Origin of the sequence: Coprococcus sp. TF11-13 (genome assembly GCF_003481085.1) — a bacterium.
Taxonomy (GTDB): domain Bacteria; phylum Bacillota; class Clostridia; order Lachnospirales; family Lachnospiraceae; genus Coprococcus; species Coprococcus aceti.
The window spans coordinates 40,190-66,017 of the sequence record NZ_QUKK01000003.1 but is presented as its reverse complement, the minus strand read 5'-3'; the positions used below and the strand labels follow the sequence as shown (position 1 = coordinate 66,017).

Annotated in this window: 19 protein-coding genes; 3 read left to right on the top strand and 16 right to left on the bottom strand. The window is 47.5% G+C overall.

The window, feature by feature from the left end; genetic code table 11:
- Positions 1–25: 25 nt before the first annotated feature.
- The gene (gene nrdG / locus DXD11_RS06770; RefSeq protein WP_055146690.1) at positions 26–565 is read left to right on the top strand and encodes an anaerobic ribonucleoside-triphosphate reductase activating protein; all 540 of its coding nucleotides are present in this window, start codon (positions 26–28) and stop codon (positions 563–565) included.
- 53 nt (positions 566–618) lie between these two features.
- Here nrdG and dut read toward each other — a convergent pair whose 3' ends face one another.
- The 8 genes from dut to DXD11_RS06730 form a co-directional block, all read right to left on the bottom strand.
- A complete protein-coding gene (dut, locus tag DXD11_RS06765) occupies positions 619–1,065 on the bottom strand; it encodes a dUTP diphosphatase (protein ID WP_055146693.1) in 447 nt (148 codons plus the stop codon).
- Between the two features lie 13 nt (positions 1,066–1,078).
- Positions 1,079–2,107, bottom strand: coding sequence for a peptidyl-prolyl cis-trans isomerase (locus DXD11_RS06760; RefSeq protein WP_243104852.1), 1,029 nt, complete (start codon positions 2,105–2,107; stop codon positions 1,079–1,081).
- Between the two features lie 57 nt (positions 2,108–2,164).
- Positions 2,165–5,731, bottom strand: a complete 3,567-nt coding sequence (mfd, locus tag DXD11_RS06755; RefSeq protein ID WP_117550884.1) for a transcription-repair coupling factor — start codon at positions 5,729–5,731, stop codon at positions 2,165–2,167.
- Between the two features lie 12 nt (positions 5,732–5,743).
- Positions 5,744–6,301, bottom strand: coding sequence for an aminoacyl-tRNA hydrolase (gene pth, locus DXD11_RS06750; protein ID WP_015533697.1), 558 nt, complete (start codon positions 6,299–6,301; stop codon positions 5,744–5,746).
- A 43-nt stretch (positions 6,302–6,344) separates the two neighbouring features.
- Positions 6,345–7,079, bottom strand: a complete 735-nt coding sequence (locus tag DXD11_RS06745) for a sugar phosphate nucleotidyltransferase (RefSeq protein WP_015533696.1) — start codon at positions 7,077–7,079, stop codon at positions 6,345–6,347.
- A gap of 151 nt (positions 7,080–7,230) precedes the next feature.
- Complete coding sequence (gene spoVG / locus DXD11_RS06740) at positions 7,231–7,491, bottom strand: septation regulator SpoVG (protein ID WP_015533695.1); 261 nt, start codon at positions 7,489–7,491, stop codon at positions 7,231–7,233.
- Positions 7,492–7,570: 79 nt separating this feature from the next.
- Positions 7,571–8,695 (bottom strand): glucose-1-phosphate adenylyltransferase subunit GlgD, encoded by a 1,125-nt coding sequence (gene glgD / locus DXD11_RS06735; RefSeq protein WP_022217271.1) that lies wholly within the window; start codon positions 8,693–8,695, stop codon positions 7,571–7,573.
- A gap of 2 nt (positions 8,696–8,697) precedes the next feature.
- The gene (locus DXD11_RS06730; protein WP_022217270.1) at positions 8,698–9,966 is read right to left on the bottom strand and encodes a glucose-1-phosphate adenylyltransferase; all 1,269 of its coding nucleotides are present in this window, start codon (positions 9,964–9,966) and stop codon (positions 8,698–8,700) included.
- Between the two features lie 318 nt (positions 9,967–10,284).
- Here DXD11_RS06730 and DXD11_RS06725 point away from each other — a divergent pair, with 318 nt between their 5' ends.
- The gene (locus DXD11_RS06725) at positions 10,285–11,841 is read left to right on the top strand and encodes an asparaginase (RefSeq protein WP_118017183.1); all 1,557 of its coding nucleotides are present in this window, start codon (positions 10,285–10,287) and stop codon (positions 11,839–11,841) included.
- Between the two features lie 110 nt (positions 11,842–11,951).
- On the opposite strand, the gene DXD11_RS06720 is transcribed toward DXD11_RS06725, so the two are convergent.
- The 8 genes from DXD11_RS06720 to DXD11_RS06685 form a co-directional block, all read right to left on the bottom strand.
- Positions 11,952–12,353, bottom strand: a complete 402-nt coding sequence (locus DXD11_RS06720; protein WP_118017181.1) for a Fur family transcriptional regulator — start codon at positions 12,351–12,353, stop codon at positions 11,952–11,954.
- 158 nt (positions 12,354–12,511) lie between these two features.
- Positions 12,512–15,001: an alpha-galactosidase gene (locus DXD11_RS06715; RefSeq protein WP_118758039.1), complete on the bottom strand. Its 2,490-nt coding sequence runs from the start codon at positions 14,999–15,001 to the stop codon at positions 12,512–12,514.
- A 235-nt stretch (positions 15,002–15,236) separates the two neighbouring features.
- Positions 15,237–16,676, bottom strand: coding sequence for a glycoside-pentoside-hexuronide (GPH):cation symporter (locus tag DXD11_RS06710; RefSeq protein ID WP_118758038.1), 1,440 nt, complete (start codon positions 16,674–16,676; stop codon positions 15,237–15,239).
- A 19-nt stretch (positions 16,677–16,695) separates the two neighbouring features.
- Complete coding sequence (locus DXD11_RS06705; RefSeq protein WP_118758037.1) at positions 16,696–17,709, bottom strand: alpha/beta fold hydrolase; 1,014 nt, start codon at positions 17,707–17,709, stop codon at positions 16,696–16,698.
- Positions 17,710–17,726: 17 nt separating this feature from the next.
- Positions 17,727–19,211, bottom strand: coding sequence for a DUF6937 domain-containing protein (locus DXD11_RS06700; protein ID WP_118649752.1), 1,485 nt, complete (start codon positions 19,209–19,211; stop codon positions 17,727–17,729).
- Positions 19,212–19,313: 102 nt separating this feature from the next.
- Positions 19,314–19,937, bottom strand: coding sequence for a TetR/AcrR family transcriptional regulator (locus DXD11_RS06695; protein ID WP_022217264.1), 624 nt, complete (start codon positions 19,935–19,937; stop codon positions 19,314–19,316).
- Positions 19,938–20,280: 343 nt separating this feature from the next.
- Entirely contained in the window at positions 20,281–22,407 is a 2,127-nt protein-coding gene (locus DXD11_RS06690) for a HelD family protein (protein ID WP_118758036.1), read from the bottom strand.
- Between the two features lie 15 nt (positions 22,408–22,422).
- Positions 22,423–24,714 (bottom strand): S8 family serine peptidase, encoded by a 2,292-nt coding sequence (locus tag DXD11_RS06685; protein ID WP_118758035.1) that lies wholly within the window; start codon positions 24,712–24,714, stop codon positions 22,423–22,425.
- Positions 24,715–24,884: 170 nt separating this feature from the next.
- Between DXD11_RS06685 and DXD11_RS06680 the strand changes: the two genes are divergently transcribed.
- Positions 24,885–25,739 carry a DUF11 domain-containing protein gene (locus DXD11_RS06680; protein ID WP_118758034.1) on the top strand — a complete coding sequence of 285 codons (855 nt, stop codon included), beginning with the start codon at positions 24,885–24,887 and terminating at the stop codon, positions 25,737–25,739.
- Positions 25,740–25,828: the final 89 nt, after the last annotated feature.

The following is a 25,828-nucleotide window of genomic DNA, read 5'->3' as shown; positions in this document are numbered from 1 at the left end:
AGATAAATTTAGAAGGGATCACATTATGAATTACGCAGATATCAAACTATTTGATGTGGCAAACGGAACCGGCGTCAGAGTGTCTGTATTTGTATCCGGCTGCACACACCACTGCAAGAACTGTTTCAACCCTGACACATGGGATTTCGGCTACGGCAAGCCGTTCACGGATGTGGAGATCAACCACATAATAGATAGTTGCAAGGAGGACTATATAGCAGGTCTCTCCCTGCTCGGCGGAGAACCTATGGAATATGTGAACCAGCAGGGGCTTCTTCCTCTGGCAAGAAAGTTCAAGGAGACCTACCCTGACAAGACCATCTGGTGCTACACCGGTTATACATTTGAAACCGATCTCTTAGACCGCATGTGTAATGAATGGGAGTATACAAAAGAACTTCTCTCCTACATTGACGTCCTTGTGGACGGAGAATTCATAGACGAACAGAAGGATCTGTCACTGAGATTCAAGGGCTCAAGGAACCAGCGTATCATAGATGTACCAAAGTCCTTGAAGACAGGCACCACAGTCCTGTGGGATGAAAGCGGAAAGTATTTTAAATAAAAGAAAAGCGGTCTGGCACACCATTAAAATGATGATGCACGGCCGCTTTTTTGTTACTTTCCTGTTGAACCGAATCCGCCGGCTCCTCTGACTGTATCGCTGAGCTCGTCCACCTGATGGAATGCTCCAACGATATAAGGAGCGATCACAAGCTGTGCTATTCTCTCCTCAGGCTCAACCGTCTGTGCCTGGGTTCCGTGATTGTGGAGTGCAACCATGATTTCCCCTCTGTAATCCGCATCCACAACTCCAACCTTATTGGCCGGTGCAAGCCCCTTCTTGGATGCCAGACCGCTTCTCGCATACACAAGTCCTGCAAATCCCTCAGGTATCTCCATGGCTATACCCGTGTGAACCATCACCGTCTGTCCCGGCTCTATAGTAATCGCCTCATCAAGACACGCATACAAATCCGCCCCCGCTGCGTACTCTGAACCGTATGTCGGTATGACTGCCTTTTCATCCAGCTTCTTAATATTGATATCGTATACTGTTGCCATCTTTCTTCTCCTCTTATTCGTCAAATTTTATCTTGTTGTACACATCCATATCCACACTCTTACTGTATGAATATCCGCTGTCCAGCTCATCTATCCAGTCCTTCATAAGGTTGTCATAGTATTCCGCATCAGCGGCATCCGTGAGCTTCTTCTTGTTCTCGGCCGTGGCCTTCTCATCCGTAATGCTTATCATCTGGAATATATGGTAACCATACTCAGTCTCCACCACCGTGGATATCTCGCCATCCGACATGCTGTACAGTATGTCCAGCGTATCCTGGCCATAGGTGCTCAATATATCATCCCTGCTCATCGTATGTGTTCCCGCATACTTAAGCTCCTTTGCGCTTCCAAGGAATGATATATCCATATCTGTGCCATCCGAGGCTTCCTCTATGGATTCATATGCCTCATCCGCCTTTTTCTTCTGCTCATCTATCTTGTCCTGTGAGTACAGGGTGATATTTCCATAATCATCCTCCGAGTAGCACTCAAAGAACATGTCATAAAATGTACTCATCCTGGCCTGCTCATCGGATATCTCCGTGGAGCTCTGCTTCATCACATAATCATATATCTTGTCTGCCAGTGCGCTCTCACGCAAAACTCTCTTCACCGTATCGAGTTCAAGTCCAACCTCTGCGATCTGGGCATCAGTCAATTTGTCATAGAACTCTTGCGCCGCCGTATCCTGATCCTTCTGCTCGCTTGCAGTCAGGCTTATGCCGTACTCCCCGGATTTGGTTATAAGAGTCTTGGTCTTTATGAGCTTTGATATCGCCTGACGCCTTGCTGCATCCACGGCATCCATCTCCAGACCATCATCAGTCACTATGCTCTGTTTCCACACGTCACTGCCATACTTTGATTCGTACTCCTCCTTCACAGTCTTGGCATAAATATACACCTCGTCTATCTCTATGTTCTGCCCATTGTATCTGAGAACTACCTCCTTGCCAGTCTCCTCAGTGGCATCACTACCACATCCAGTCACGGCAAATGCACATATGAGCGCCAGCAGCACACACAACCATCTCTTCAACTGAACCGCACCTCCTTATCTTTGTATTCTCCTGTCTGTATATTTCTAACTCATTATCTATGCTTTGTTATCCACACTGTCTTCTTCACTGTGGGTCATTATCAACATCTGTGACATATCCGCCACGACAAATTCCGCCTTTCTGAGAAGATCATTTTTCTCCTCCCGTCCAAGCTTCAATATAAACTCAGGCTTTGCCCCCATGACAAATTTCATCCTGCCTGAATAACTCTTAACGAGCTCATCTATCCCATCTACATTTATGTCAGCCCTGTTGTACATGACAAATCTCAGGTCTCCGTCCTTGTACCATATACGGGTTATGAAGCAGATATTTGCATTTGCCCTTAACAGTGCCACATCAAGAAGATTCATTGTCTCGTCAGGGATGTCGCCAAATCTGTCAATGAGCTCATCCACTATGTCATTGTACTCATCCTCATTCTTGATGAGGGATATTCTCTTACAAAGCTCCAGCTTGACAAAGTCGTTTTTGACGTACGTCTCAGGGATGAACGAATCCACTGGAAGGTCTATCTCCGTCTCGTATTCATGGAAAACCTTCTCGCCGCGGAGCTCCCTGACCGCATCATTAAGCATCTTGCAGTAAAGGTCATAGCCCACGACCTCATAGTTGCCCGACTGACTCTCGCCCAGGACGCTTCCCGCACCTCTGATGTTGAGATCCGCCTTGGACACCTTGACTCCCGAGCCGAGATCCGTATATTCTTTTATCGCTCTAAGTCTCTTCTCAGCGACCTCGGATATCATCTTGTTGCGCCTGTAGAACATAAATGCAAATGCACTTCTGTCCGAGCGACCAACTCTTCCGCGTAACTGGTAGAGCTGTGCCAGACCAAACAGGTTAGCGTCGTGTATGATTATGGTATTTGCATTCGGTATATCAAGTCCGGTCTCTATGATGGTCGTGCACACAAGCACGTCTATCTCCTTTTTGTTGAACCGGTACATGATGTCCTCCAGCGTGCGGCCATCCATCTGTCCATGGGCAAACTCTACATTTGCATATGGCACGAGGCTTCTCACATCATCCGCAAATCTCTCTATGCCTTCGACCCTGTTGTACACATAGTATACCTGACCATGCCTTGCAAGCTCTCTGGCAATCGCCTCCCTGGCAAGCTCCCTGTCATACTCCATGACATAGGTCTGTATCGGTCTCCTGTCCACCGGAGGCTCCTCAAGCAGGCTCATGTCTCTGATTCCGACAAGACTCATATGGAGTGTTCTCGGGATAGGCGTCGCCGTCAGTGTCAGAACATCCACATTGGTCTTCATCTCTTTTATCTTCTCTTTGTGATTTACACCGAATCTCTGTTCCTCATCTATTATGAGAAGTCCCAGATTCTTGAACTCCACATCCTTTGAGAGCAGCCTGTGGGTTCCTATGACTATGTCCACCTTGCCCTCTTTCAGCTCTCTGAGTGTAGATTTTATCTCCTTCTGGGTACAGAATCTGCACAACAGTCTCACCGTCACCGGATAATCCTTCATTCGCTCTGTGAACGTCTCATAATGCTGCTCGGCAAGGATCGTGGTCGGCACAAGATACGCAACCTGTTTGCTGTCACCGACAGCCTTGAACGCAGCACGGATCGCCACCTCAGTCTTGCCAAATCCAACGTCTCCGCACACCAGTCTGTCCATGATCTTATGGCTCTCCATGTCCGCCTTGACATCCTCTATGGCCTTTAACTGATCGTCAGTCTCAGTATAAGGAAATGTCTCCTCGAACTCCTTCTGCCACTCGGAATCAGGAGAATAGGCAAAGCCTTCCCTCGCCTGTCTCTCTGAGTACAGCTTTACAAGATGCTGAGCCACCTCGCTGACATGGCCCTTAACCTTGTTTCTTACCTTCTGCCACTCACTGCCACCGAGTCTGTTGATCTTCGGGGCTCGGCTCTCCTTGCTCCTGTACTTCTGTATCCTGTCCGTCTCGGAAGCCAGGACATATAATTTGCCGCCCTCAGCATACTCGATGACCAGATAGTCCTTCAAGGCGCCGTCGACCTCTATCTTCTCAAGCCCACGATAGATACCTATTCCGTACTTCTCATGGACCACATAATCGCCCACGCTCACATCCGAGAATGACTTTACTATCTCCCCGGCACGCGGCAGCTTCTTCCTCGAAGCCTGCGAATGTGATGTCTTGCTGGAGAACACATCTCCCTCACTGACCACGATGAGCTTCATCTCCGGTATCATAAAACCGGCTCTGAGCCTTCCCGGCATGACCGCCATCTCTCTGGCAGCCAGAGCTTTGTCCGGGTCGTTCAGGTAATGACATATGACGTCATTGTCCATGAGGTTATCGACCATTCTCTTCGCACCGACCGATGATGGCGATACGAACAGGACGCTGTATTTGTCCTTCTTCCATTTCTTGATATCAGTAACCAGCGCATCAAAATTGTTCCTGTAGCTGTGAACCTCCCTGCTCTCGATCTCCACGCGGTGAGCATACTTTACACGGTCATCCTCACCCACAAATGAGTCAAAGCCCACAACCTTGTAGCGTCTGCATTTTTCCAGAACATCATCATAAGTGAACAGAACCTTCATCTGCCCCGGGAGGATATATCCCCCCTCCAGCCTGTGCGTCAGGCTGCTAAGAAAACTCTTCTCACTGCCATCCGCCTTCTCCGTGACCTTCTTCGTCTCATCTATGAAAATGTACGCATCCTCCGGCAGGCAGTCCACCAGAGACACCGTGTCACTGTAGAAATAATCAACATAGCTGTCCACTCCGTATATCGCACTGAACTCCGTGAGCTGTTCCTTCAGCGTGGCTATTTCGCCCTTTATCCTGGCATACGCCTCCGTCTGAAATGAATCCTTAAGCTTCTTCGCATACGGCTTCAGCTCTGCCTCCAGCCTGTGTATACCTCTGTCGATTCTCTCCTTTGAAAGCACCATCTCTCCCGCGGGATAAATTACAAGTTCATCCACATCCTCTATGGATCTCTGGCTCTCCGCATCAAATGTCTTGATGGTATCGACTTCATCGTCCCACATGTCTATTCTGTATGGACATTCCTCAGTCAGCGGAAATATGTCCACGATACCGCCTCGTATGGCAAATTGTCCCGGCTCCTCCACACTGTCAGTTTTTTCATAACCAAGGTCCACCAGCTTGCCCTTGAGCTCATCCAGATCAAGGGACTGTGCCGCATGGATATTTATCACGTATTTTTTCATATAGGACAGTGCAGGTATCTTGTCATACATTGCATCTACCGTGGCTATGATCGTACATGGTTCTCCCGTTGCCAGACGCCGAAGGACCTCCATGCGCCGTCTGGTTATGGCATTGCCGTGGACATCTGCACTGAAGAACAGAATATCCTTTGCAGGATACATATATACATCCCTTCCGTAGAACTTCATATCGCTGTACAGCTCCTCCGCACGCCTGTCGTTATATGTCAGTATCAGGCGCACCGATGCGTCATCACCAAAGCCCTGCATCATGAATACTCTGTCCGTGCCCTCGCCCGTCGTACCTGTCACATTGACAAATCCATCTCCGGATGCAAGCCACTCCTTCAACTCTGTATATATATTCAGTTTTTCAAATGGCTCACCAAGTACACGTATCATTCTCCATCACTCTCAATTAAACTTATTCATAGCTGCAACTGTGCCATCCGCCAGTATGGTCTCCACCGCATCGCAGGCATTACCGCAGCTCTCTCTTATATTCGCCAGATCTTCCTTTCCAAATCTCGACAACACATAATCAGCCAGATCCATGTGATCCGGCTTTTTGCCAACACCCACTCTGATCCTGACAAATTCCTGGCTGCCAACGTGCTGTATGATATTCTTCATACCGTTATGACCGCCGGCGCTTCCCTTCTGTCTAATCCTGAGCTTGCCGACGTCAAGATCTATGTCATCGTACACGACTATCAGATCTTCAACCGTGCATTTGTAGAAGTCCATTATCGCCCTTACGCTCTCTCCGCTGAGATTCATAAATGTCTGAGGCATGGCGAGTATGACCTTCTCTCCGTCTATTATACCCTTTCCTATAAGTGCCTTATGCTTTGCAGTGTCTATCCTTATATTATGTCTCTCTGCCAGCTCATCCAGAACCGCAAATCCTACATTGTGTCTTGTTCCGGCATATTTCGCACCGGGATTGCCAAGTCCAACTATGATCTTCATTTGGTCTCTCCATTTTCCTCCACCCAGGTGGATCGTTCTATTGTTATCTGTTCTCCATGATCTTCTCAGCATCTGCAAGCTGCTCCAGGGTGTTGACTCCTCTTATCTGGTCAGCATCGTCCATCGGAACAGCGGAAGCCGGAAGCCCCATTTTCTTTATTATCTCTATCGCATCTGGAAGATAATACTCTCCCTGGGCGTTGTCATTTGATATCTGTGACAGTGCGTCCTGAAGTGCTGCGCAGTCAAATATATACATGCCCGAGTTAACTTCCTTCACAGCCTGCTCCGCTTCGTCAGCATCCTTCTGCTCCACGATCTTTGCCAGGCTGTCACCGTCCCTTATGATCCTTCCATATCCAAATGGATCATCAAGCATCGCCGATATTACGGTTACACCATTCCCGCTATCCTTGTGGAAATCAAGTGCTTTTCTGAGTGTATCCCCTGTCACAAGCGGTGTATCTCCACAGAGTATGATCACATCCCCATCACGTCCAATAAAATCTGCAGCACACTTTACCGCATGGCCTGTTCCGAGCTGCTCCTCCTGAAGCGCATAGTCAACCTTCACATCGTTGACACTGGCAGCTATGGCTGACTTCACCTCGTCTGCCTTGTATCCAACGATCACACACACCTCGTCTGCACCCGCCTGGCGCGCCGCTTCTATAGAATAATATACCATCGGTTTTCCCATCACCTGATGAACTACCTTTGGCTTATCTGACTTCATTCTTGTTCCCTTGCCTGCCGCAAGTATAACTGATTTTACCATTATTATATCCTCCATATTCTATCTGGATCTAAACAGATACATTCTACTTTATACTATATTTTTTTACAAGACCATATAAAAAGAGCCAATGCTATCAGCTTGGTGACTTACGCCTCTAGCACTGGCTCTGAATGTCTATTTGAGACTGGTATTACTCTTCCAAAGATTCCTGATACTTTGAAAGAATCATACTCTGCAGACGCTCTCTTGTAGCTGTATTGATCGGATGAGCGATATCTCTATATTCTCCATCCGCTGCCTTTCTACTCGGCATCGCGATGAACATGCCCTTCTCACCCTCGATGATCTTGATGTCATGCACAACAAACTCGTCATCGATCGTAATAGAAACAACCGCCTTCATCTTGCCTTCCTTCTCAACACTTCTGATCCTGATATCAGTTATCTGCATCTGAATTACCCCCTTAACCCTGACACACATTGCGATCCCACACGCAATTGTCATTTGTACTACTTATACCGTATGCATCCTACAACGCATATCTGAAATCCTTCTCCACTATTACCTTGATGTCCTCAGGTGTTCCCTGATGTACTGTGTTCGCGCGGAGTGTATCCCTGCTCTCCACGATACAATTCTCGATGATGGAATTATCACCGATGTTGACATCGTTAAGTATGATCGAGTTCCTGATCACACAGTTATTTCCAATGTATACCTTCTTGAATATAACTGAGTTCTCAACGGTTCCGTTGATGATACAACCGCTTGCTATCAAGCTGTTATTTACCACCGCATCTGCATTGTACTTTGCTGGTGGGAGATCATCCACTCTTGAGTAGATATCCGGATGCTGTTTGAAGAAGAAGTCTCTTACGTCCTTCTTGAGGAAATCCATATTAGCTCTGTAATATGACTCCTTTGTTCCTATGTTTCTCCAGTAGCTGTCCATCTTGTATCCGTAAATTCTCTTGACACCCTTATATCTCACGAGAATATCTCTTACGAAATCATTTCTTCCCTCGTTGGCACATGTCTCAAGAAGTTCGATGAGCTGTCTTCTTCTTATGACATATACACCTATGGAAACCGTGTTGGTTCCTGCCACAAGAGGCTTCTCCTCGAAGTCTATGATCCTGCCATCCTCGTTCATCTTGATAACACCAAATCTGTTGATGTCATCCTCGCCCGGTGCCATATCCTTGCATACAACCGTGATATCTGCACCATTGCTTATATGCTCCTCAAGAACCTTGTTGTAGTCAAGCTTGTAGATACCGTCTCCTGAAGCGATAACTACATATGGCTCATGGCTCTCCTTGAGGAACTTGATATTCTGATAAAGTGCATCTGCTGTTCCCTTGTACCAGTAGCTGTTAGCTGCTGTGATGGTAGGTGTGAAGATGAACAGACCTCCCTGCTTTCTTCCGAAATCCCACCACTTGCTTGAGTTCAGATGCTCATTCAGTGATCTTGTGTTGTACTGTGTGAATACCGCTACCTTCTGAATATGAGAATTAGTCATATTGGAAAGTGCGAAATCAATTGCTCTGTAGCTTCCTGTGATAGGCATGGCTGCAACGGCTCTCTTTGCTGAAAGATCTCCCAGCTTATTGCTGTTACCACCTGCCAGAATAATTCCTAATGCTCTCATGTCTACTCACCTGCCTTTATAATACTACCGCCACTCGGAAGTGTTCCGTCCGGATAATCCGAAGGATCTGTGTCACCGAATATTGCAGTGTTCTTACCTATTGTTACGCCCTCAGGTATAACTGAGTTCTCACCTATAGTAACAAGGCCAAATGCGTAGATATTAGGCTTCATCTCATTGACAGCTTCCTCACCAACTCCAAGCTTGGCATTTGCACCAACCTTGACATTCTCGGCAATGATTCCCTTTTCAACATAGGCACCAGCTTCGATCGTAACCCCATTCATTATAATCGAATCCTTAACGACCGCACCCTCTCCTATGGTTACACAAGAGCCTATAACTGAATTCTCAACGGTTCCGTATATCTCGGTCCCCTCTCCGATGATACACTTGGATACCTTTGCCGCTTCATCTATGTACTGAGGTGGTATGGCGTCTGTCTTCGTATATATCTTCCAGAATTCCTCATACAGATTGAACTCAGGAACTATGTCGACAAGCTCCATGTTGGCCTCCCAGTATGAACCGAGAGTTCCTACATCCTTCCAGTATCCCTTGAAATCGTATGCACATATCTTGTTGCCGTTCTCATGGCAGTATGGAATAATATGCTTACCGAAATCGCATCCCGGCTGATCCTTCATGGTAACAAGTGCCTCGCGGAGGATCTTCCAGTTGAATATGTATATACCCATGGAAGCCTTGTTGCTTCTTGGGTTCTCCGGCTTCTCCTCAAACTCTGAGATGATGCCGTCATCATTCGTTATAACTACTCCGAATCTGCTTGCCTCCTCCCATGGAACCTGGTATGTGGCAAGTGTCACATCCGCATTCATGGACTTGTGATAGTCAAGCATGTGTTCATAATCCATCTTGTAGATATGATCACCGGAAAGTATGAGAACATAGTCTGGATTGTAATAATCTATGAACTCTATGTTCTGGTAGATAGCGTTGGCAGTACCTGTGTACCACTCGCTGTTGTTGCTCTTCTCGTATGGTGGAAGCACTGTGACACCACCAATGTTTCTATCGAGATCCCAAGGAATGCCGATTCCGATATGCTGGTTAAGTCTGAGTGGTCTGTACTGTGTAAGTACACCTACTGTGTCAATCCCCGAGTTGATACAGTTGCTCAGTGGGAAATCGATTATCTTGTATTTGCCGCCAAATGCTACCGCTGGCTTGGCAAGCTTGGATGTAAGAACCCCAAGACGGCTGCCCTGTCCACCAGCAAGGAGCATGGCGATCATTTCTTTTTTAATCATGTAAGTCACCTCTCCATGCAAAATTATAAAGACATTATACCATCCTTTTTATAATAATCAAAGTTTTTTATGCATTTTCACAAAAAAAATGCGCATTTTTCGATTTTTTTAAACATTTTTTACTCAGGGTATATATGACAAATGATGTATTTTGTCAGTATCAGGCGGTATTTTTTAGTTATTACTTACTTACACTCAATTACATTCTCATATTTTTCTTATATATTATGTAATTTTCATTTTGCAAACGGATATCTTTTTCATATAATGACTATATCGGAAGAAAATCATACAAAATACAAATGAGGTGTTGAATATATGTCAGAGATATTAGTAAAAGAATACCGTGGAAATATTGTTGAGAATGCACACCGCGGCTCCATCGCAGTTGTGTCATCCACAGGAGATACAATCGCCTACCTTGGCGACATAGAGAAACAGACTTTCATGCGTTCCGCAAGCAAGCCTATACAGGTGCTGCCTACACTGCTGGCAGGACTTCACAGAAGGTTCAACCTCACCGACGAGGATGTTGCCATGTTCAACTCTTCCCACTGGGGAAGCAACCATCATATATTTGTGCTGGAGGAGATCTCGCGCAAGACAGGATTGAATCCCGATGACATGATCATGAAGCCATGCGCTTCCACATCAGCTTCAGCGCTGGCGGCAAAACTCACCGACAGGTCAAAGCTCCACCCAAGGCAGGGACAGAGCAAACTTCAGCACTGCTGCTCGGGAAAACATTTCAGCCTTATGTTGCTCCAGAGAGAGCTCACCGGTAAGCCGGACGGCTATCAGCTCAAGGATTCCCCTGTACAGCAGCAGATAATCAATTTCATATCCATGCTCAGCCAGACCCCTACATTCAAGATCGGGCTCGGCATAGACGGCTGTGGAGTTCCGGTATTTGCACTGCCACTTAGAAGCATCGCCATGTCCTACGCAAAGCTCATGGATCCATTCAGCCTGTCAAACGAACTCCGGGAGACTATAGACTACAACTTCTCATGCATCCACAAATATCCTGAGAAGATCAACGATTACGGAACACCTTCATATTATATCAACCAGAATCCTGACCTCATAATGAAGGACGGCTCCAGGGGTGTTATCTGTATGGCGATAAAGAGCATGAAGCTCGGTATCGCAGTAAAGCTTGAGGACGGATGGACGGATGAATATCAGGGAATGATAATCGCAAACATACTCGAACAGCTCAAGTACGAAAACACTGAACTCATCGAGAAGCTGAAAAACTGCTACACGACCAAGCTGTTCAACGACTGCGGCATTGAAGTGGGTCACTCAGAGGTCGACTTCAAGCTCGATATAGATCCTACATTTTTTGAGAAGCCTGAGGAGTATGTCGACTCCGATCCTGAATTTGACGACACTGAATCAGATGAAAAATATGACCCTGATCTTGACAGCGCATTTGCTGATGAATACAATCCTGATCTCGACAGTGCATTTGCAGACGACGATACGGATACTTCCATCCACGCAGAACCGATAATTACAGATGCGCTGGATGACGATACGGATGATGAGCAGGAGGAAAATGACAGCAGCTTTGAGATAGACCTTTTCGGAGACGGCAATCTGGTGGATGCCGCCCCTGAGCGCACACCAGAGGAGGAAAGAGAGTTTCGCAACAAGAAGTCCATCCTCGGAATGACAGTTGTAAAGCCTTCGGCCAACAAGACATTTATCAGCAATCCACGCGTGGATCCTATAAGTGTAAACTCACATACAGTTGAGGCGCAGCCGGACACACCTGAATCTGACCAGAAAGACAATTCCGCGATTCCTGAATTTATAAAGAAGGAAATAAAATCTGCAAATATCATTTCACAGAAAAAGAGAGACTGACAGAGCAGATAAGATACAGGCTCTTGGCATTGCCTGCACATACAAAAAGGCCGGTACACATACACCGCATACAATATGCGTTTATGTGTACCGGTCTTTTGCATTCCCCATCACAGACTTTTCAGGCTGTCCTTACAGGATGGACATATCCCGATGAATTCCAGGTTGTGTGACAGTATGACGAAATCGCTGTCCACCTCCACGCCCATCTGTGTGATGGAATCCTGATATGGAAGCTCACTGTCAAATATCCTGTCACATACCTTGCAGCGTATGTGATAGTGATTCTCGGTATTGCCATCAAAATGCTCCATTTTGTCCCCTGAATACACATTCATGACAATTCCCTCATCAACCGCATCAGAGAGCACCCTGTACACAGTTGATTTGCCTATCTTATATCCTCTCTTTTCCAGTTCATCTATCAGACTCTGGACTGTAGGATGAGTCTTGAGCTCCTTTATAACAGAGTATATGACCTGTTTCTGCCATGTGTTACGCTTCTCACTCATTGTATAGTCCTCCTTCTGGTATTTATAATTTTCTATTAGGAACAGTTCTCTATAAGAGTAAGATAACACATTCCATATATTATTTCCACTATTTTTATAATGTAAGTTTTTCCTGTGATTCGATTCCATATATGAGCATTTGCATGTGATCATATATATCACTGTCTGGTGAAGGTGTATAACCTCAGTCCATGCTCTGTCCAGAGAGCGGTCTGGTCGTTGTAGCCAGTTCCCGCAAAGTTCGGAGCAAGGTTCACTCCAACGCGGTTAAACACTGCACCGGACGCCTTTACATATTCCTTCTCGCCCTGAAGCTTTACCACCTTGTCTATCGCACTCTGGGTCAGTGAATCAGGTTTCACATGCACCGGCGTAACAGCGTTGATGAGATCTCCCATGAGCTTTACGCTGTACTGCAGGCTTCTGCCCTCCATGACATAAACTGCATTCTCGTCAAGTCCCTTAGTCCGCATATGCTTGTAAGTGTAATTCGGTATCACCTGTCCCTCATAATAGCAGGACACCGCCTCGGAGCCATCCTGGGAAACCGTCATGAACTGGTACACATTCCTCCGGAGATCTGACACTGTGCCATTCTCGATCCTGTGATATTCGCCGAACTGAAATGTGCGCCTGTGTCTCTTGTAGAACTCCACCTGCTCTTCTATTGCCTCCAGATCTTTCTTCTTCATATCGCACAGATTGCACTCATAGCCCAGCACGCCAAATGCCGCCACTCCGAATCTCGTCTCAAGAGGAGTAACTCTGAGTGTCTGGTGATTCGGACAGCCCGACACGTGACTGCTGACAACCGACATAGGGTAGCCATAGCTGTATCCCGTCTGTATCTCAAGCCTCTCCCTGGCATCCGTGTCATCACTTGCCCATATCTGCGGCATATAGCACAGTATGCCGAGATCAAATCTGTTGCCACCGGCAGCACATCCCTCAAACAGAATCTCAGGGAAACGCTTAGTAATCCTTCCCATGATATCGTAGAGTCCCAGCACATACCTGTGTCCAAATTCGCCCTGCCTGTCAGACGGCAGCGTCTGACTGTAGCGGTCAGACATAATCCTGTTCATATCCCACTTAACATACGATATATTGGCAGATGAGAACACATTTGCCATGGCTTCCACTATATGATCTCTCACGTCCTTGTTGGTGAGATCCAGCAGCATCTGATGACGCCCCTCGGCATGACTCTGTCCCGGCACTCTGACTGCCCACTCCGGATGAGTCCTGTAGAGATCACTGTCCTCGTTCACCATCTCCGGCTCGACCCATATACCAAAGTCAAGTCCAAGTGCATTTATCTTGTCAGCAAGCTGCTTTACTCCACCCGGAAGCTTGCTCCGGTTCTCCTGCCAGTCTCCAAGTGAGGATGTGTCATTGTCCCTGTGTCCGAACCAGCCGTCATCCATGACGAACAGCTCTATGCCGCACTTCTTTGCTTCTTTTGCAAGCTTCAGCAGCTTTTTCTCATTTATATCAAAGTATGCGGCCTCCCAGCTATTCAGCAGAACAGGCCTCTCCCGATCCGCCCAGTGGCCTCTGACTATATGTCTTCTGACAAATGCATGCATATGACTGCTGACACCGCCAAATCCTGAATCTGAATATGTCATGACCGCCTCCGGCGACTGGAATGACTGTCCCGGCTCAAGCGCAAATGAAAATCCTTCCGGATTGATGCCGCTGAGTATACGCATACGTCCATATGAATTCTGTTCACAGCTCTCCATATGGTCTCCTGAATATATGAGATTGAAGCCGTAACACTCACCGTGTTCCTCTGAACTGCCGTGCTCAACCACCATGAAGAACGGATTGGCCCTGCTGCCCGAGGTTCCGGTCGACGATGAGACAGACACTCTTCCCTGCCTTACAGGGTGCACCGATCTGTGCATTTCCCTCGCCCAGGCTCCTCCGAAATGTATCATGTCATATTCCTGATACATTCTCATATCAAACTGCATGGACATAAGTCTGTCCACCCGCTCCACGTCATCACTTTCATTTGTCAGGCGGGCACTTCTGGTTATCACGTCGCAGTCATCCCATGTGACATATATTAGCTCAAGCTTCTGTCTGTAGAATTTGTCCCGGAGGGTTATTGTGAGCTGTGTTACCTCGCCCGCTGTATTCTGTCGCTCATATGCTTGTATGCTCTGCAATCCACCAGCCACACCGCTTCCCACTTCTGTGCCTTGCTGCTCATTTACTGTGTTGAATCTGCCATCTGTCCCCCTATGATATTCCACCGCACACGGAAGTCCTTCAAGCTCATCCCTGCCGTTTTTTATCTCGTATGATTCGTACACAAAGTCGCAGGTCGTACTGCCATTTGCATGGGTCATACAGACAAATGGTTCGCTGACATCCCCCTTGCCGGTTGACGACAGTTCCTGCAGCAGACTTTCTAAGGTAAGTCCACCATCCAGCGCTATGGCATTGCCGGTCTCGAACAGGCTGCGGTCGTGTGCCACATCCCAAAGTCCCACAATATTCTGATCTCCGCAGTCCAGACTCCTGCCACCGTAGTACAGGTGCTCAAGGTGTCCATCCGGGCGCACGCACATGGCATACTGCGTCGACTTTGTCTCCAGTATGAATACCTGATGTTCTTCTATATATCTGATCATAGCGGTTCCTCCTATCTAATATGTATCGCCCCTAATTGGCAGCGGTTCCTCCTATCTAATATGTATCGCCCCTCTCGCATATGCGAGCGGGGCAGGTCGTCGGAACCGATTCCAAGTATGAACTTCGTTCATAGCGGTTCCTCCTATCTAATATGTATCGCCCCTCTCGCATAAGCGAGCGGGGCAGGTCGTCGGAACCGATTCCAAGTATGAACTTCGTTCATAGCGGTTCCTCCTATCTAAGTTTCGTCATGATCTCCTGCATCCTCTCCTCGGTCAGCTTGTATTTCCTGATGAAGAATACAAGTCCTATGATGAGAAGGACTATCGGAACGACTGTCATCATCATGGAAAGTCCCATGAGAGTTCCTGTGCTCTGCTCTATGACTTCCGATGTTCCATCTGCCGGCTGGATAAGTCCGACCCATTTGATTGCAAGTCCGGCAAAGAACACTGCAACTCCCGATGCAAGCTTTACTACAAATGTCTGCATGGAGCATATGACGCTCTCATCTCTCTGCCCATTCTTGTACTCTCCGTAGTCTATGCTGTCGGCAAGACACACAGTTATCAGCACATTTAGAAGTCCGCTTCCCGCAAATACCAGAAGTCCCGGGATGAACAGAACGTACCAACAAGGCACTCCGCCCACCGTCATACGGGTAACACCGGCAAGGCTGCAGGCAAGCAGCATCACATATCCGACGATCTCATATACTACCGAATGTACAAACAGCTTTCTCTTGGACATCTTCTTTCTAAAGAGCGGGAACAGCATCATAGCAAGTATCTGCGCACCGCCGCCAAATGCGGAGAACAGCGCATATCCGCTCTCACTTCCTATGTCATATGTGAAAAAATATATGAGCAGGTTGCTTGTTATATAGAGTGCAGAGTTTACGAGCACGATGGTGATGACCACCGCCAGAGCCTGGTCATTTGTCACCAGCGAATGGAACATCTCACCTATGCCATGGGACTCCACTACTGTGTCACCCTTCTCCTTTACATTTGCCACGCAAATGGCCTCCGAGATGACGAACACCACCGCAACCAGAAGAGCCCACCACTTGAAGCCGATGCGGTAATCCGTGATCTTCAGCTTGTCCGCCGCCAGGACTGCGCCGCTGATGGCTGGAACTACTATCATAGTAAGTACAGTAGGGATGGCAGAACCCACGCCCGCGCAGGATCTTGCAAGTGCAGACAGATTCTCCCTCTCCTTGCCCGGCTCAGTGATGGCCGGGATCATGGACCAGTATGGAATATCCATCAACGTGTATGTGATTCCCCACAGGAAATATGTCACTGTCAGAAACACCTTCATCCCACCAGCTCCCATGCTTTCCGGCGCGGCGAACATCGCATAGAGGACAACCGCGTTCAGCACGGTTCCCGAAAATATCCACGGTCTGAACCTTCCCCATCTGCTTCTGGTCTTTGCCACCACGATACCCATGATAGGATCGTTAAATGCATCAAACACTCTCGCCGCCATCAGCACTGTTCCTATGAACACTGAGCTGACGCCAAGCACAGAATTGTAGTAGTACAGTATATAGCTGGCTACCAGCATATACACCATGTCTTTTCCCACGGCCCCTACTCCGTAGGCTATCTTTGTCTTTTTCTGAAGGCCGCCCTCAGGCACGCCCTGCTGTGTATTATCTCCCATATATAACCTCCTTAAAGGCCTAACCTTTTATATCAGCAAGCCTTGTCTCAAGCCACTTGTCAATATCGTCAAATACCTTATCCCTGCACAGCTCGTTCAGTATCTCGTGCCTGCAGTCCTCATACAGATAGCATGCAACATTGTGTGACACCCTTCTGTGGTATAACTCGTAGAGCTTCAGTACATCCCTGCCGTAGTGTCCCACTGGATCACTGTCACCGGACACGAACAGAACCGGCACATTCTTCGGTATCCTGGCGATATTTCTGTCTTCCTGTATATAGTGAAGGGTGTTGAAGAGCGTCTCGTAGCCCTTCAGTGTAAATGAGAACTGGCACAGAGGATCATCCACGTATGCGTCCACGCGCTTCGGATCACGGCTCACCCAGTCCTTATTTGTCCTCTTTCTCACTTCACCATCCACTATAGTTGTCTTCGGAATACCCCTGTTATAAGTTCCAAATGCAAGGAGCTCCATGAGGGTGCTCCTGTACCTCTCACCGTGCTGACTCTTCTCAAGCTCCAGGACAAGTCTGCCTATCTGCAGCATATATTCAGGCATGCTTCCTGTTCCCATGCAGATAAAGCCGTCCACACTTGAGCCATCCGTGTAAGGTGATGGATATTTGGGATCCCAGCCGTAGTCACTCATGTATCTTCTCGCCATGAACGAACCCATGGAATGTCCCATCAGGAAGAACGGTACTCCTTTGTATGCCTTCTTCAGACTTCTAGTGACTCTATGAAGATCCGCGACTATTGCCTTGCTCGCATCATAGGCATTCATATATCCAAGCTCATCCATATTTGCCGCCGTGAGTCCGTGTCCCAGATGATCATTTCCTGCAACTACGAAGCCTTTCGCAGCAAGATATCTCGCAAATTCGTCGTACCTGTCTATCAGCTCTATCATTCCATGTGATATCTGAAGTATCGCCCGCACCTCGCCCTGTGGCTCCCACACGATGACATGCAGCCTGTCCTTGCCATTTGATGATGGTATAAATGTCTCTTTCTTCTTTACCTTATACATAATGTAACCCTCCATTCTCAGTTCTTCATATCCATCGCCAGTTTTACGACCTCATACGCTCCGTCGTATATTCCATCCAGTTTGTTCCGCTTTATGTTCTCACACATATCTGTGAGTATGCTGTCATCCTGCATGAACAGCTTCATCATCTGTAGAGTGTGCGGTATATCACGGCACTCCAGTGTTCCATCTCCGATCTCCGCCGAGTGTATCGCCCCCCACTGCTCATGCCCGCCAACTCTCTTGATGAACAGCTTTGGAACTGGATAAAAGGCCAGCTCAGACGGCTTCGTTATGAGTACATCACAGCTTCTCATGAGAAGGTTGGTGCAGTACACAGCCTCATATATATTCTCATGGCAAAATGCGTGTATTCCGTACACCTCTTCCTTAAGAGCCTTATCCGCAAATGCTGTGGTGTCGCTCCAGTCATCGAAATGTGTAGTGACAAGGCTCTCCATGGCGGGTATCTCTCTCACCAGCTCTTCCCACACGTTCATGTAGTCGCCCACATTTACATACAGGACCATGTTGCCCTTCTTCACACTGGCAAGCGCCGTCCTGATGATAGCTGCAAATATATCCTTCTGTGCTCCGGCACCTCCTATGGTGAGAAGGAAACGCATCGGTGCCTTTTTCTTTCTTCTCTCTATTCTCCTGTCGCAGTCCTCCTCTATAGCTGCCACCAGCTCATGGTCTATATAGTGTCCAACGTATCTGATTGAATCACCGGGCATAGGCTTAAGCACCTCGTCGCCCTGCATGCCGTTCAGGGTCCTGTATCCGAGGTATGCCGATCTGGTCTGAACCGTGTGAAGGCTTCCCTCCGCAAGGTGGAGCGCCATAGGCCAGTTGTCAGGGATTGCATTCACCACATGTTTCATTCCTGCATGAACCGCCGCCTGAGCCGGCCACACATGTGTAGCCACAAGTGGGATATCCTTTGGAACATTCCTAAACACCGGTGTCATAAGCTCCGCATTCATCTGATCCGAGGCATTGTATGACAGCTTCCTGAAACCCTCATAGTTCATCGGCTCCCACACCGCTTTGTTGAAAACCTTGCTCTTTCCCGATATCCTGGATCCCATGGAATAGAGCTTATTCTGTGCCTCAATAACCTTTCCTCCCGTGGTCTCACTGTAGGAATTGAGATCCATCCAGTACGGCTTGTATCCCAGATGATTGGCCGCTGATGCTATCGCCATGGATATTCTGTAATGTCCGAACCCCATCCTGATATTGCCAACTATGATTCCTTTGTCCCTGTCAAATTCCTCCCGGCCGCCATCCGGTATATCATCACTGACTCCGCCGTCGATCACAATATTGGAGACACCGAGAGTATCTCCAATATACGGATTCTTCACAACTGCAAGAGGATAATCCACGTCACTGTCATCACCGAATCTTTTTACAAATCTCTCTTTGGAGTTCTCCGCCTTTTTGACGACCTGACTGCTCATCCTGTTGCCAAATACAACCTCAGATCTCTTACCCATAACACAACCTCCTGTCTTTTATATATACCGCCCATCTCGCCCCGGTGAATGAAACCGGCCGCGGGCATCAATTCCATATAATCACTTCATTCAAAGCGGTTCCTACTCCTTACAGGATATGCCATCCATAAGTACATCAAGTGTATACTGCACCGCCTCGTCAAATGTAAGTCCCGCGTCTATCAGGACTGTAGTCTCCATGTATTTCTCAAGCGTGGCCTCGAACATCGTCTTGATGACCGGAATCGGAATATTCCTTATAACACCCTCGGCAATTCCGCGCTTCAGAAGCTCTATGGTATTATCCCACTGCTGCTCCATCATTACTCTCACCCGGGCAAATATCCGTGGATATGAATTCTCCAACTGGTATATCTGCCGCCAATCCAGCTCGCTGTAGCTGTCCGGCATGGCTATGAGAATCGCCTTTATCTTCTCCACCGTGGTCAGGCGGTCGTCATCCATGACCGCCTGTTCACTTCTCTTGATCTGCTCGTATATATATGTCGCCGTGTCAAAGAACAATGATTCCTTGTCCCTGACGACCTGATATATGGTTTTCTTGCTCACTCCAAGTCGTCTTGCCATATCGTCCATGGTGAATTTGAACCCTTTCTCCCGGAACTCCTCTATGGTCGCCTCATATATCCTCAATTTAAGCTGCTGCTGTGCTTCTCCGTCCATAACTCCCTCCTGTCCATCCGTGTCTGTCAGCTTCCTGTACATACTTCCCGCCTGGGAAACTCAGAAACTATTTTTAGTTTCCCCGTTTCCTTAATAATAACATTTCTTTGTAGATATTGCAACAATAAAAATGCGTTATCTCTATTTATGTATAATTTTTGCACAATCAACACAAATCTCAATTATTAGCTGGTGAATAATTTACAGAGTTCTGACACTCACAATTACATTTCTGCTCAGGCGTACCATCTGCCATATAGCAACAATAAAAAATACGGCATCTCCCAAAGCGGAAATGCCGTATAGTACATCATATATGTTCAGTTGGAATCGCGATTTTCCCAAAAATATTTCTAGATATAATATTTCTGTCTTTGTATCACTCCTATGGCTGCTCCACATCAAGCACATACAGCTCATGGAGTGCTCTCGTACAGGCTATATAGTGCGCATGTCTTGTGACCATGCTTCCGTCGTAGGTTCCGTCCGTCATGACGTACACTGCATCGAACTCCATTCCCTTTGCAAGGAACTTTGGAAGTACGACCACACCGCCCGCATAGACAACCGACTGATTGGTGATGAGCGTCACCTCGGTGTACTCGGAAAGCTGTTTGTACACTTCGTAGGCGTCTGCCTCGTCATTTGTCAGGATAGCTATGTTGTCGTAGGCGTCCATGTCTCCGTAGCTCAGCTTGTCATTTATGAACTCCACAGCTTCATCCAGTGACTCACACTGTATCTCCTCAGGCACCCTGCCGTGTCTCTCCACAGTGTTGCCGCCTACGCCCTCTCCGCCAAGTATACCGTTGCAGAACTCGGTGATCTCCGCCGTGGATCTGTACGACGCGAACAGCTCCTTGAGCTCATAGCCGCCCTGTCCGTTCCTCTTTGCAAATATCTTCGTCAGAACATCCACAACAGTCTCCTCAGGATCATAGAAGAGCACCTGATACCTGTCGCCGAGGATAGTCTTCTTGCAGCCAAACACCCTGTCTATCACCGCATACTGGAATATATTGTAATCCTGCATCTCATCTATGACGAGGTGCTTGATATTGTTGTAGGAATGACATCCGTAGAAATACACCTGCAAGTAAAGTATAGGAAGGATATCCTCATAGCATATCTTTCCATATTCATTTCTGTACTCCGATATACCCGGATATTTCTTCTCCATCTCCGCCAGGAATCCAACATACAACTCAACCAGATTCCTCTCTGCAAATAAATTTACCATCTGCTTCTGTATCTGCCTTGCCAGATTACGCTTCTTCTCGTCCGGGAACTCCTTTGGTGAATTATCCTCCACCCTGTCCACTATGAAGTATGCTATGTTCTCGAATCTCTCATACACAGGTTTTCTTGCAAATCTTCCATTGAACATGGCAGCTATATCCTCGCCTGTATACTCCACCTTCTGATAGTGGAAATTTCTGAACTTTATACCTGACACATACCTGTCCAGATACTCATTGAAACTGTCGTAGAAAGAGATGGACGACTTGACCTTGATATTTCTCATCCTCTGGTTGTCCTGATCGCCGCTGTCTATAATGAACTCCGACTGATCCAGCTTGCTCTCATATTCCTCCTCTATGAAAAGAAGCTCCTCAAGCAGACTGTCAAATTCCTTCTCAGGCACACTGTTCTCCTCGAGCTCCGGGAGAACCTCTGATATATAATCGCCAAATATACTGTTTGGAGACAGTATCATGACATTGTCACTCTCAAGTGTCTTGTAGTTGTACAACAGCCACGCCAGTCTGTGCATGGCTATGACCGTCTTACCGCTTCCGGCGCGGCCGTCCACAATAAGGTTATACGCCGTGCGGTTTCTTATGATCGCATCCTGCTCCTTCTGTATGGTAGCCACCACATTTTTCATCTTCACACCACTGTTGCCGCCAAGGGCCTCCAGCAATATGGCGTCGTTGATGTTGGAGTCAGTATCCACCGCGTCTTTAAGTCTGCCATTTGACACCAGAAACTGTTTCTTCTCCACTATGTCTCCAGAAAACTCGTCATCTTCCATGTCATCCACATGGACATTGTAGGATGCTGGGCCCTTTTCATAAGCATAATACATAGAGGATACAGGTGCTCTCCAGTCGTACACAAGCTGCTGTCCATTCATATCTGACTGATAACCGCTCATACCCACATATACCGGGAGATACTCTTCGTCATCTTTATATTTAAATACAAATTTGCCAAAGTACGGCACCTTCTTCTGGTGCTCATACACCTCCAGGCGCTTCGCAGCTCTTCTGAGGAACGCCTCATCATTGTTCACCGACTGCATGTTCTGCAGGAACTCCTCGTCGTCCATGTCTCCATGGCTGTCACGCATGTACTTCTTCTGTTCCTTTATATTGTCCTTTCCAAGCTCCATGGAGCCCTCAGTTATACTGATGCTGTAGTCGAGCTCCATCTCCACATTGTCAAAATAATCCTCTTCATCCTCCATCGTGGAGACTTTATATTCTTCCAAATCCTTATTTTCTGCCATCTTATCTGCCTTTCACTATTTTACCTTTACGCGCTGTACACTGCTCCAGCCGCCATAAATGGTCTTGCCGCCAACTCTTCTGTAGGTTCTCATCCTCACATAATAATATTTTCCTGAGAACAGGGAGCTTATCCTGCGTCTGAGTTTTGTGGACTTATTTATCGTTGCCACCTTATATCTGTCAAATTTCGACGATGTACTGTACTGGATCTGATACCCGCTGACATACCTGACCTTGTTCCATGTTACATCCATCGTCTTTCTGGAATTTGATCTGACCGTTTTCGCCTTGCATCCCGGCATCCTGTACAACCTGACCCCCGCAGTATCATACGAGCTTGCAGAAGTACCCTTGAACGCCTTGACCGTGTATGTATAGTTTCTGTAATTAGTCACATTCTTATCGACAAATGTGAGCGTTCCCGCTGACAGCACCTTGTACTGCTTCCATCCGTTCTGCCCCGGTGCCTTGCGGTATATTTTGTATCCACTCGCGCCCTTTACTTTGTTCCAGGATACCTTCACGCCGGAATATGCATTCTTCACGTTGTACTTCGGCTGGATAAGTCTGACCAGTGCCTTTGTAGCCGCCGGCTGTCCCTCGGCCGTGCCGTTCACGCCCCTCACCGCATATCTGTATCTGATTCCAGCCGCCGCAGTCTTGTCAGTGTATGTTCTGACTCCTGAACCTTTTATCTCAGCTATACATTTGTATGCGCTTGTCGCAGTTTTCCTGTATATCTTATACCCACTTGCATTATCTGCCGAAGTCCACAACAGTCTCAGTCCATCCTTCGCATTTCCAAGACTTTCCACCGCACAGGTTCCGACCTTTGTCTCCGGATGTTTTCCGCCAAATGTATTAACAAAATAATCCGCCATGTATGGACAACCGTAACCGTAGTATTTATCCTTTCCCGCTGTCCCCAGATCCACGGAATATGAGATAAGTCTATTCTTCAACTGGTCACTGTCAAGCTCCGGCTCTGCAATCTTCACATAGGCTGCTGCAGCCGATATGTGAGGTGCCGCCATGGATGTTCCTGTACTGACATGTCCGTGATCCGTTCCGGTCTGCCACGCCGATGTTATATAAGTTCCCGGAGCAGAAAAATCCACCGCATCACCATAGTAGGAATATGCATCGTCAAACTCTACCGTATCTGCAGCAATCCTGTCTGCTGTCTCCTCCGTTCCAGCCTTCTGCATAAGCCCCGACACTGTTATCACATCACTGCTGTCCGCAGGATATGACACACCTTCCACGTCGCTGATCTCCCAGTTGTTCACAGTGCTGTTCGTATTGCCTGCTGCCACACACATGATGACGCCATCTTCTTTTGCACTTTTTAACAATTCGTCAAGCATCGACCTGGTGTTGTCACTTGCATTTTTACCATAGAAGCAGAAGCTCATATTGATCACGTCCGCACCGCTGTCAAGCGCAGCCATGATTCCCTGCTGTACCGTTGACACTGTGGTTGCTCCCCGGCTTGTGAAACATTTGATGATCGTGAGCTGGACATTGTCCGGTGTCGCATCCGCTATTATACCCGCCACATGACTTCCATGTCCCATGTTGTCTCCGTAGTCGCTCCGGTCTTCGCCCTCACAGCAGTTCATACTTCCTTCCTCATTTATCCTGCCTTCAAACAGAGTATCCGAGGAATTAACTCCGGTATCTATGACCGCCACATTTACCTTAGCATCCAGCTTGTACTCCGACACCTCTGCCTTCAGCCTGTCCATTCCCATGTACCTTGTGCCCCAGCTTACAGCCTTATATGTCTCCGATGCGGCAAGCATGGCATCAACGTTCCGCTGTGCAGCATACGAATTTGAATCCAAATCTGAATCCGCCAGCACATCTTCTGAATATATGACCTGATCAAGCATACATTTGTCAGGCTCGTACTCTTCCTGAAGCTTTTCGTATGCCTGTTTCGTCGCTTCCTCGGTATCGTAGCCAAGCACATAGTAATCGTATTTGTCATAACAGATGACTGTTGTCGAGCCATAGGTCTCCGGCACTTCATCTGTATACAATATGATCCTGCGAAGACTGTATATGTCGGCTGACTCACAGCTGTACATTGCCGCTGCGTCGACATCCGCTCCTCTATCCATCACATCGGCAGAGTTTACCACATCAGCTTCGTCCATGGAATCTCTAAGCTCTGACACACTGGTTACGTATTCTACATTTTCATAATCCTGCGCGTACACCTTGGTATATGTGCCAGGCGCTGCCAGCCCACCTGCCAGCACCACACAGGCAATCAGGTACGACCACCTTTTCCTTCTCACCTATATTCCTCCTGTATATAAAAACAGCTCTTTAAACCACATAGTTATCTTTTAGTATAACATAAATGTGCCGCAGATGGTGAGTAATATCTGTAACCCAAAGCCTCCACAGCACATATTTTATATCAGAGGTATATAAACCTCTGACAACACAATACGGAGGTAAAGTAATGGCAACATTCACTAATCAGGCAACTCTGTCCTACAACGGAGGATCCACCAATTCCAATATCATAACTGGAGAAATCATTGAAGTCCTCACAGTCTCCAAGACGGCTGTGGTGGACACCTACAGAACACCGGATAAGATCACTTATGTGATAAGTCTCATCAACTCCGGAACTACCACACTCACAGGTCTGTCTCTCACGGATAATCTGGGAGCATATGCAGTGGGAAATACAACAGTATATCCTCTCACATATATTCCGGATTCCATCAGATACTACACCAACGGAACTCTGGTAGCTGCCCCGGCTGTCGGTGCTGCAGCACCGCTGACGATCACTGGAATCTCCGTTCCAGCGGGCGGAAATGCTACTATTATATATGAGACAGCAACAAATGAATTTACACCTAGAGGCAATGAGGATTCCGTGACCAACACTGTTACAGTAACCGGCGCAGGACTTGCCAACGCAGTCACTGCAACTGAGTCGGTTTCCCCTGTTGCGGCTCCCGATCTCGCCATCACAAAGTCTGTGAGTCCTAGCGTAGTTGCAGAGAATGGTCAGATCACTTACACCTTCCTTATAGAGAATTACGGCAACACCGAGGCATCCGCAAGTGACAACGTCATCATCACAGATACCTTCAATCCGATCCTTACCGGAATCACTGTGACCTACAATGGAAAGGCATGGACAGCGCCGGACAGCTACACCTACAATGAAGCAACAGGCGAGTTCGCAACAGTTGCCGGACAGATCACTGTTCCAGCGGCAACATTCACACAGGATGCAGCCACGGGAGTTATCACCACAACACCGGGAACGGCAACCGTGACTGTCACTGGAACCATATAGCTGGCATGAGCCTATCCGGGTCGACAGCCTGACAGCCTTGGGAACATTTCCCAGAAAATAGCAAAAAAGAGAAAATTTTGTGCTCAAGC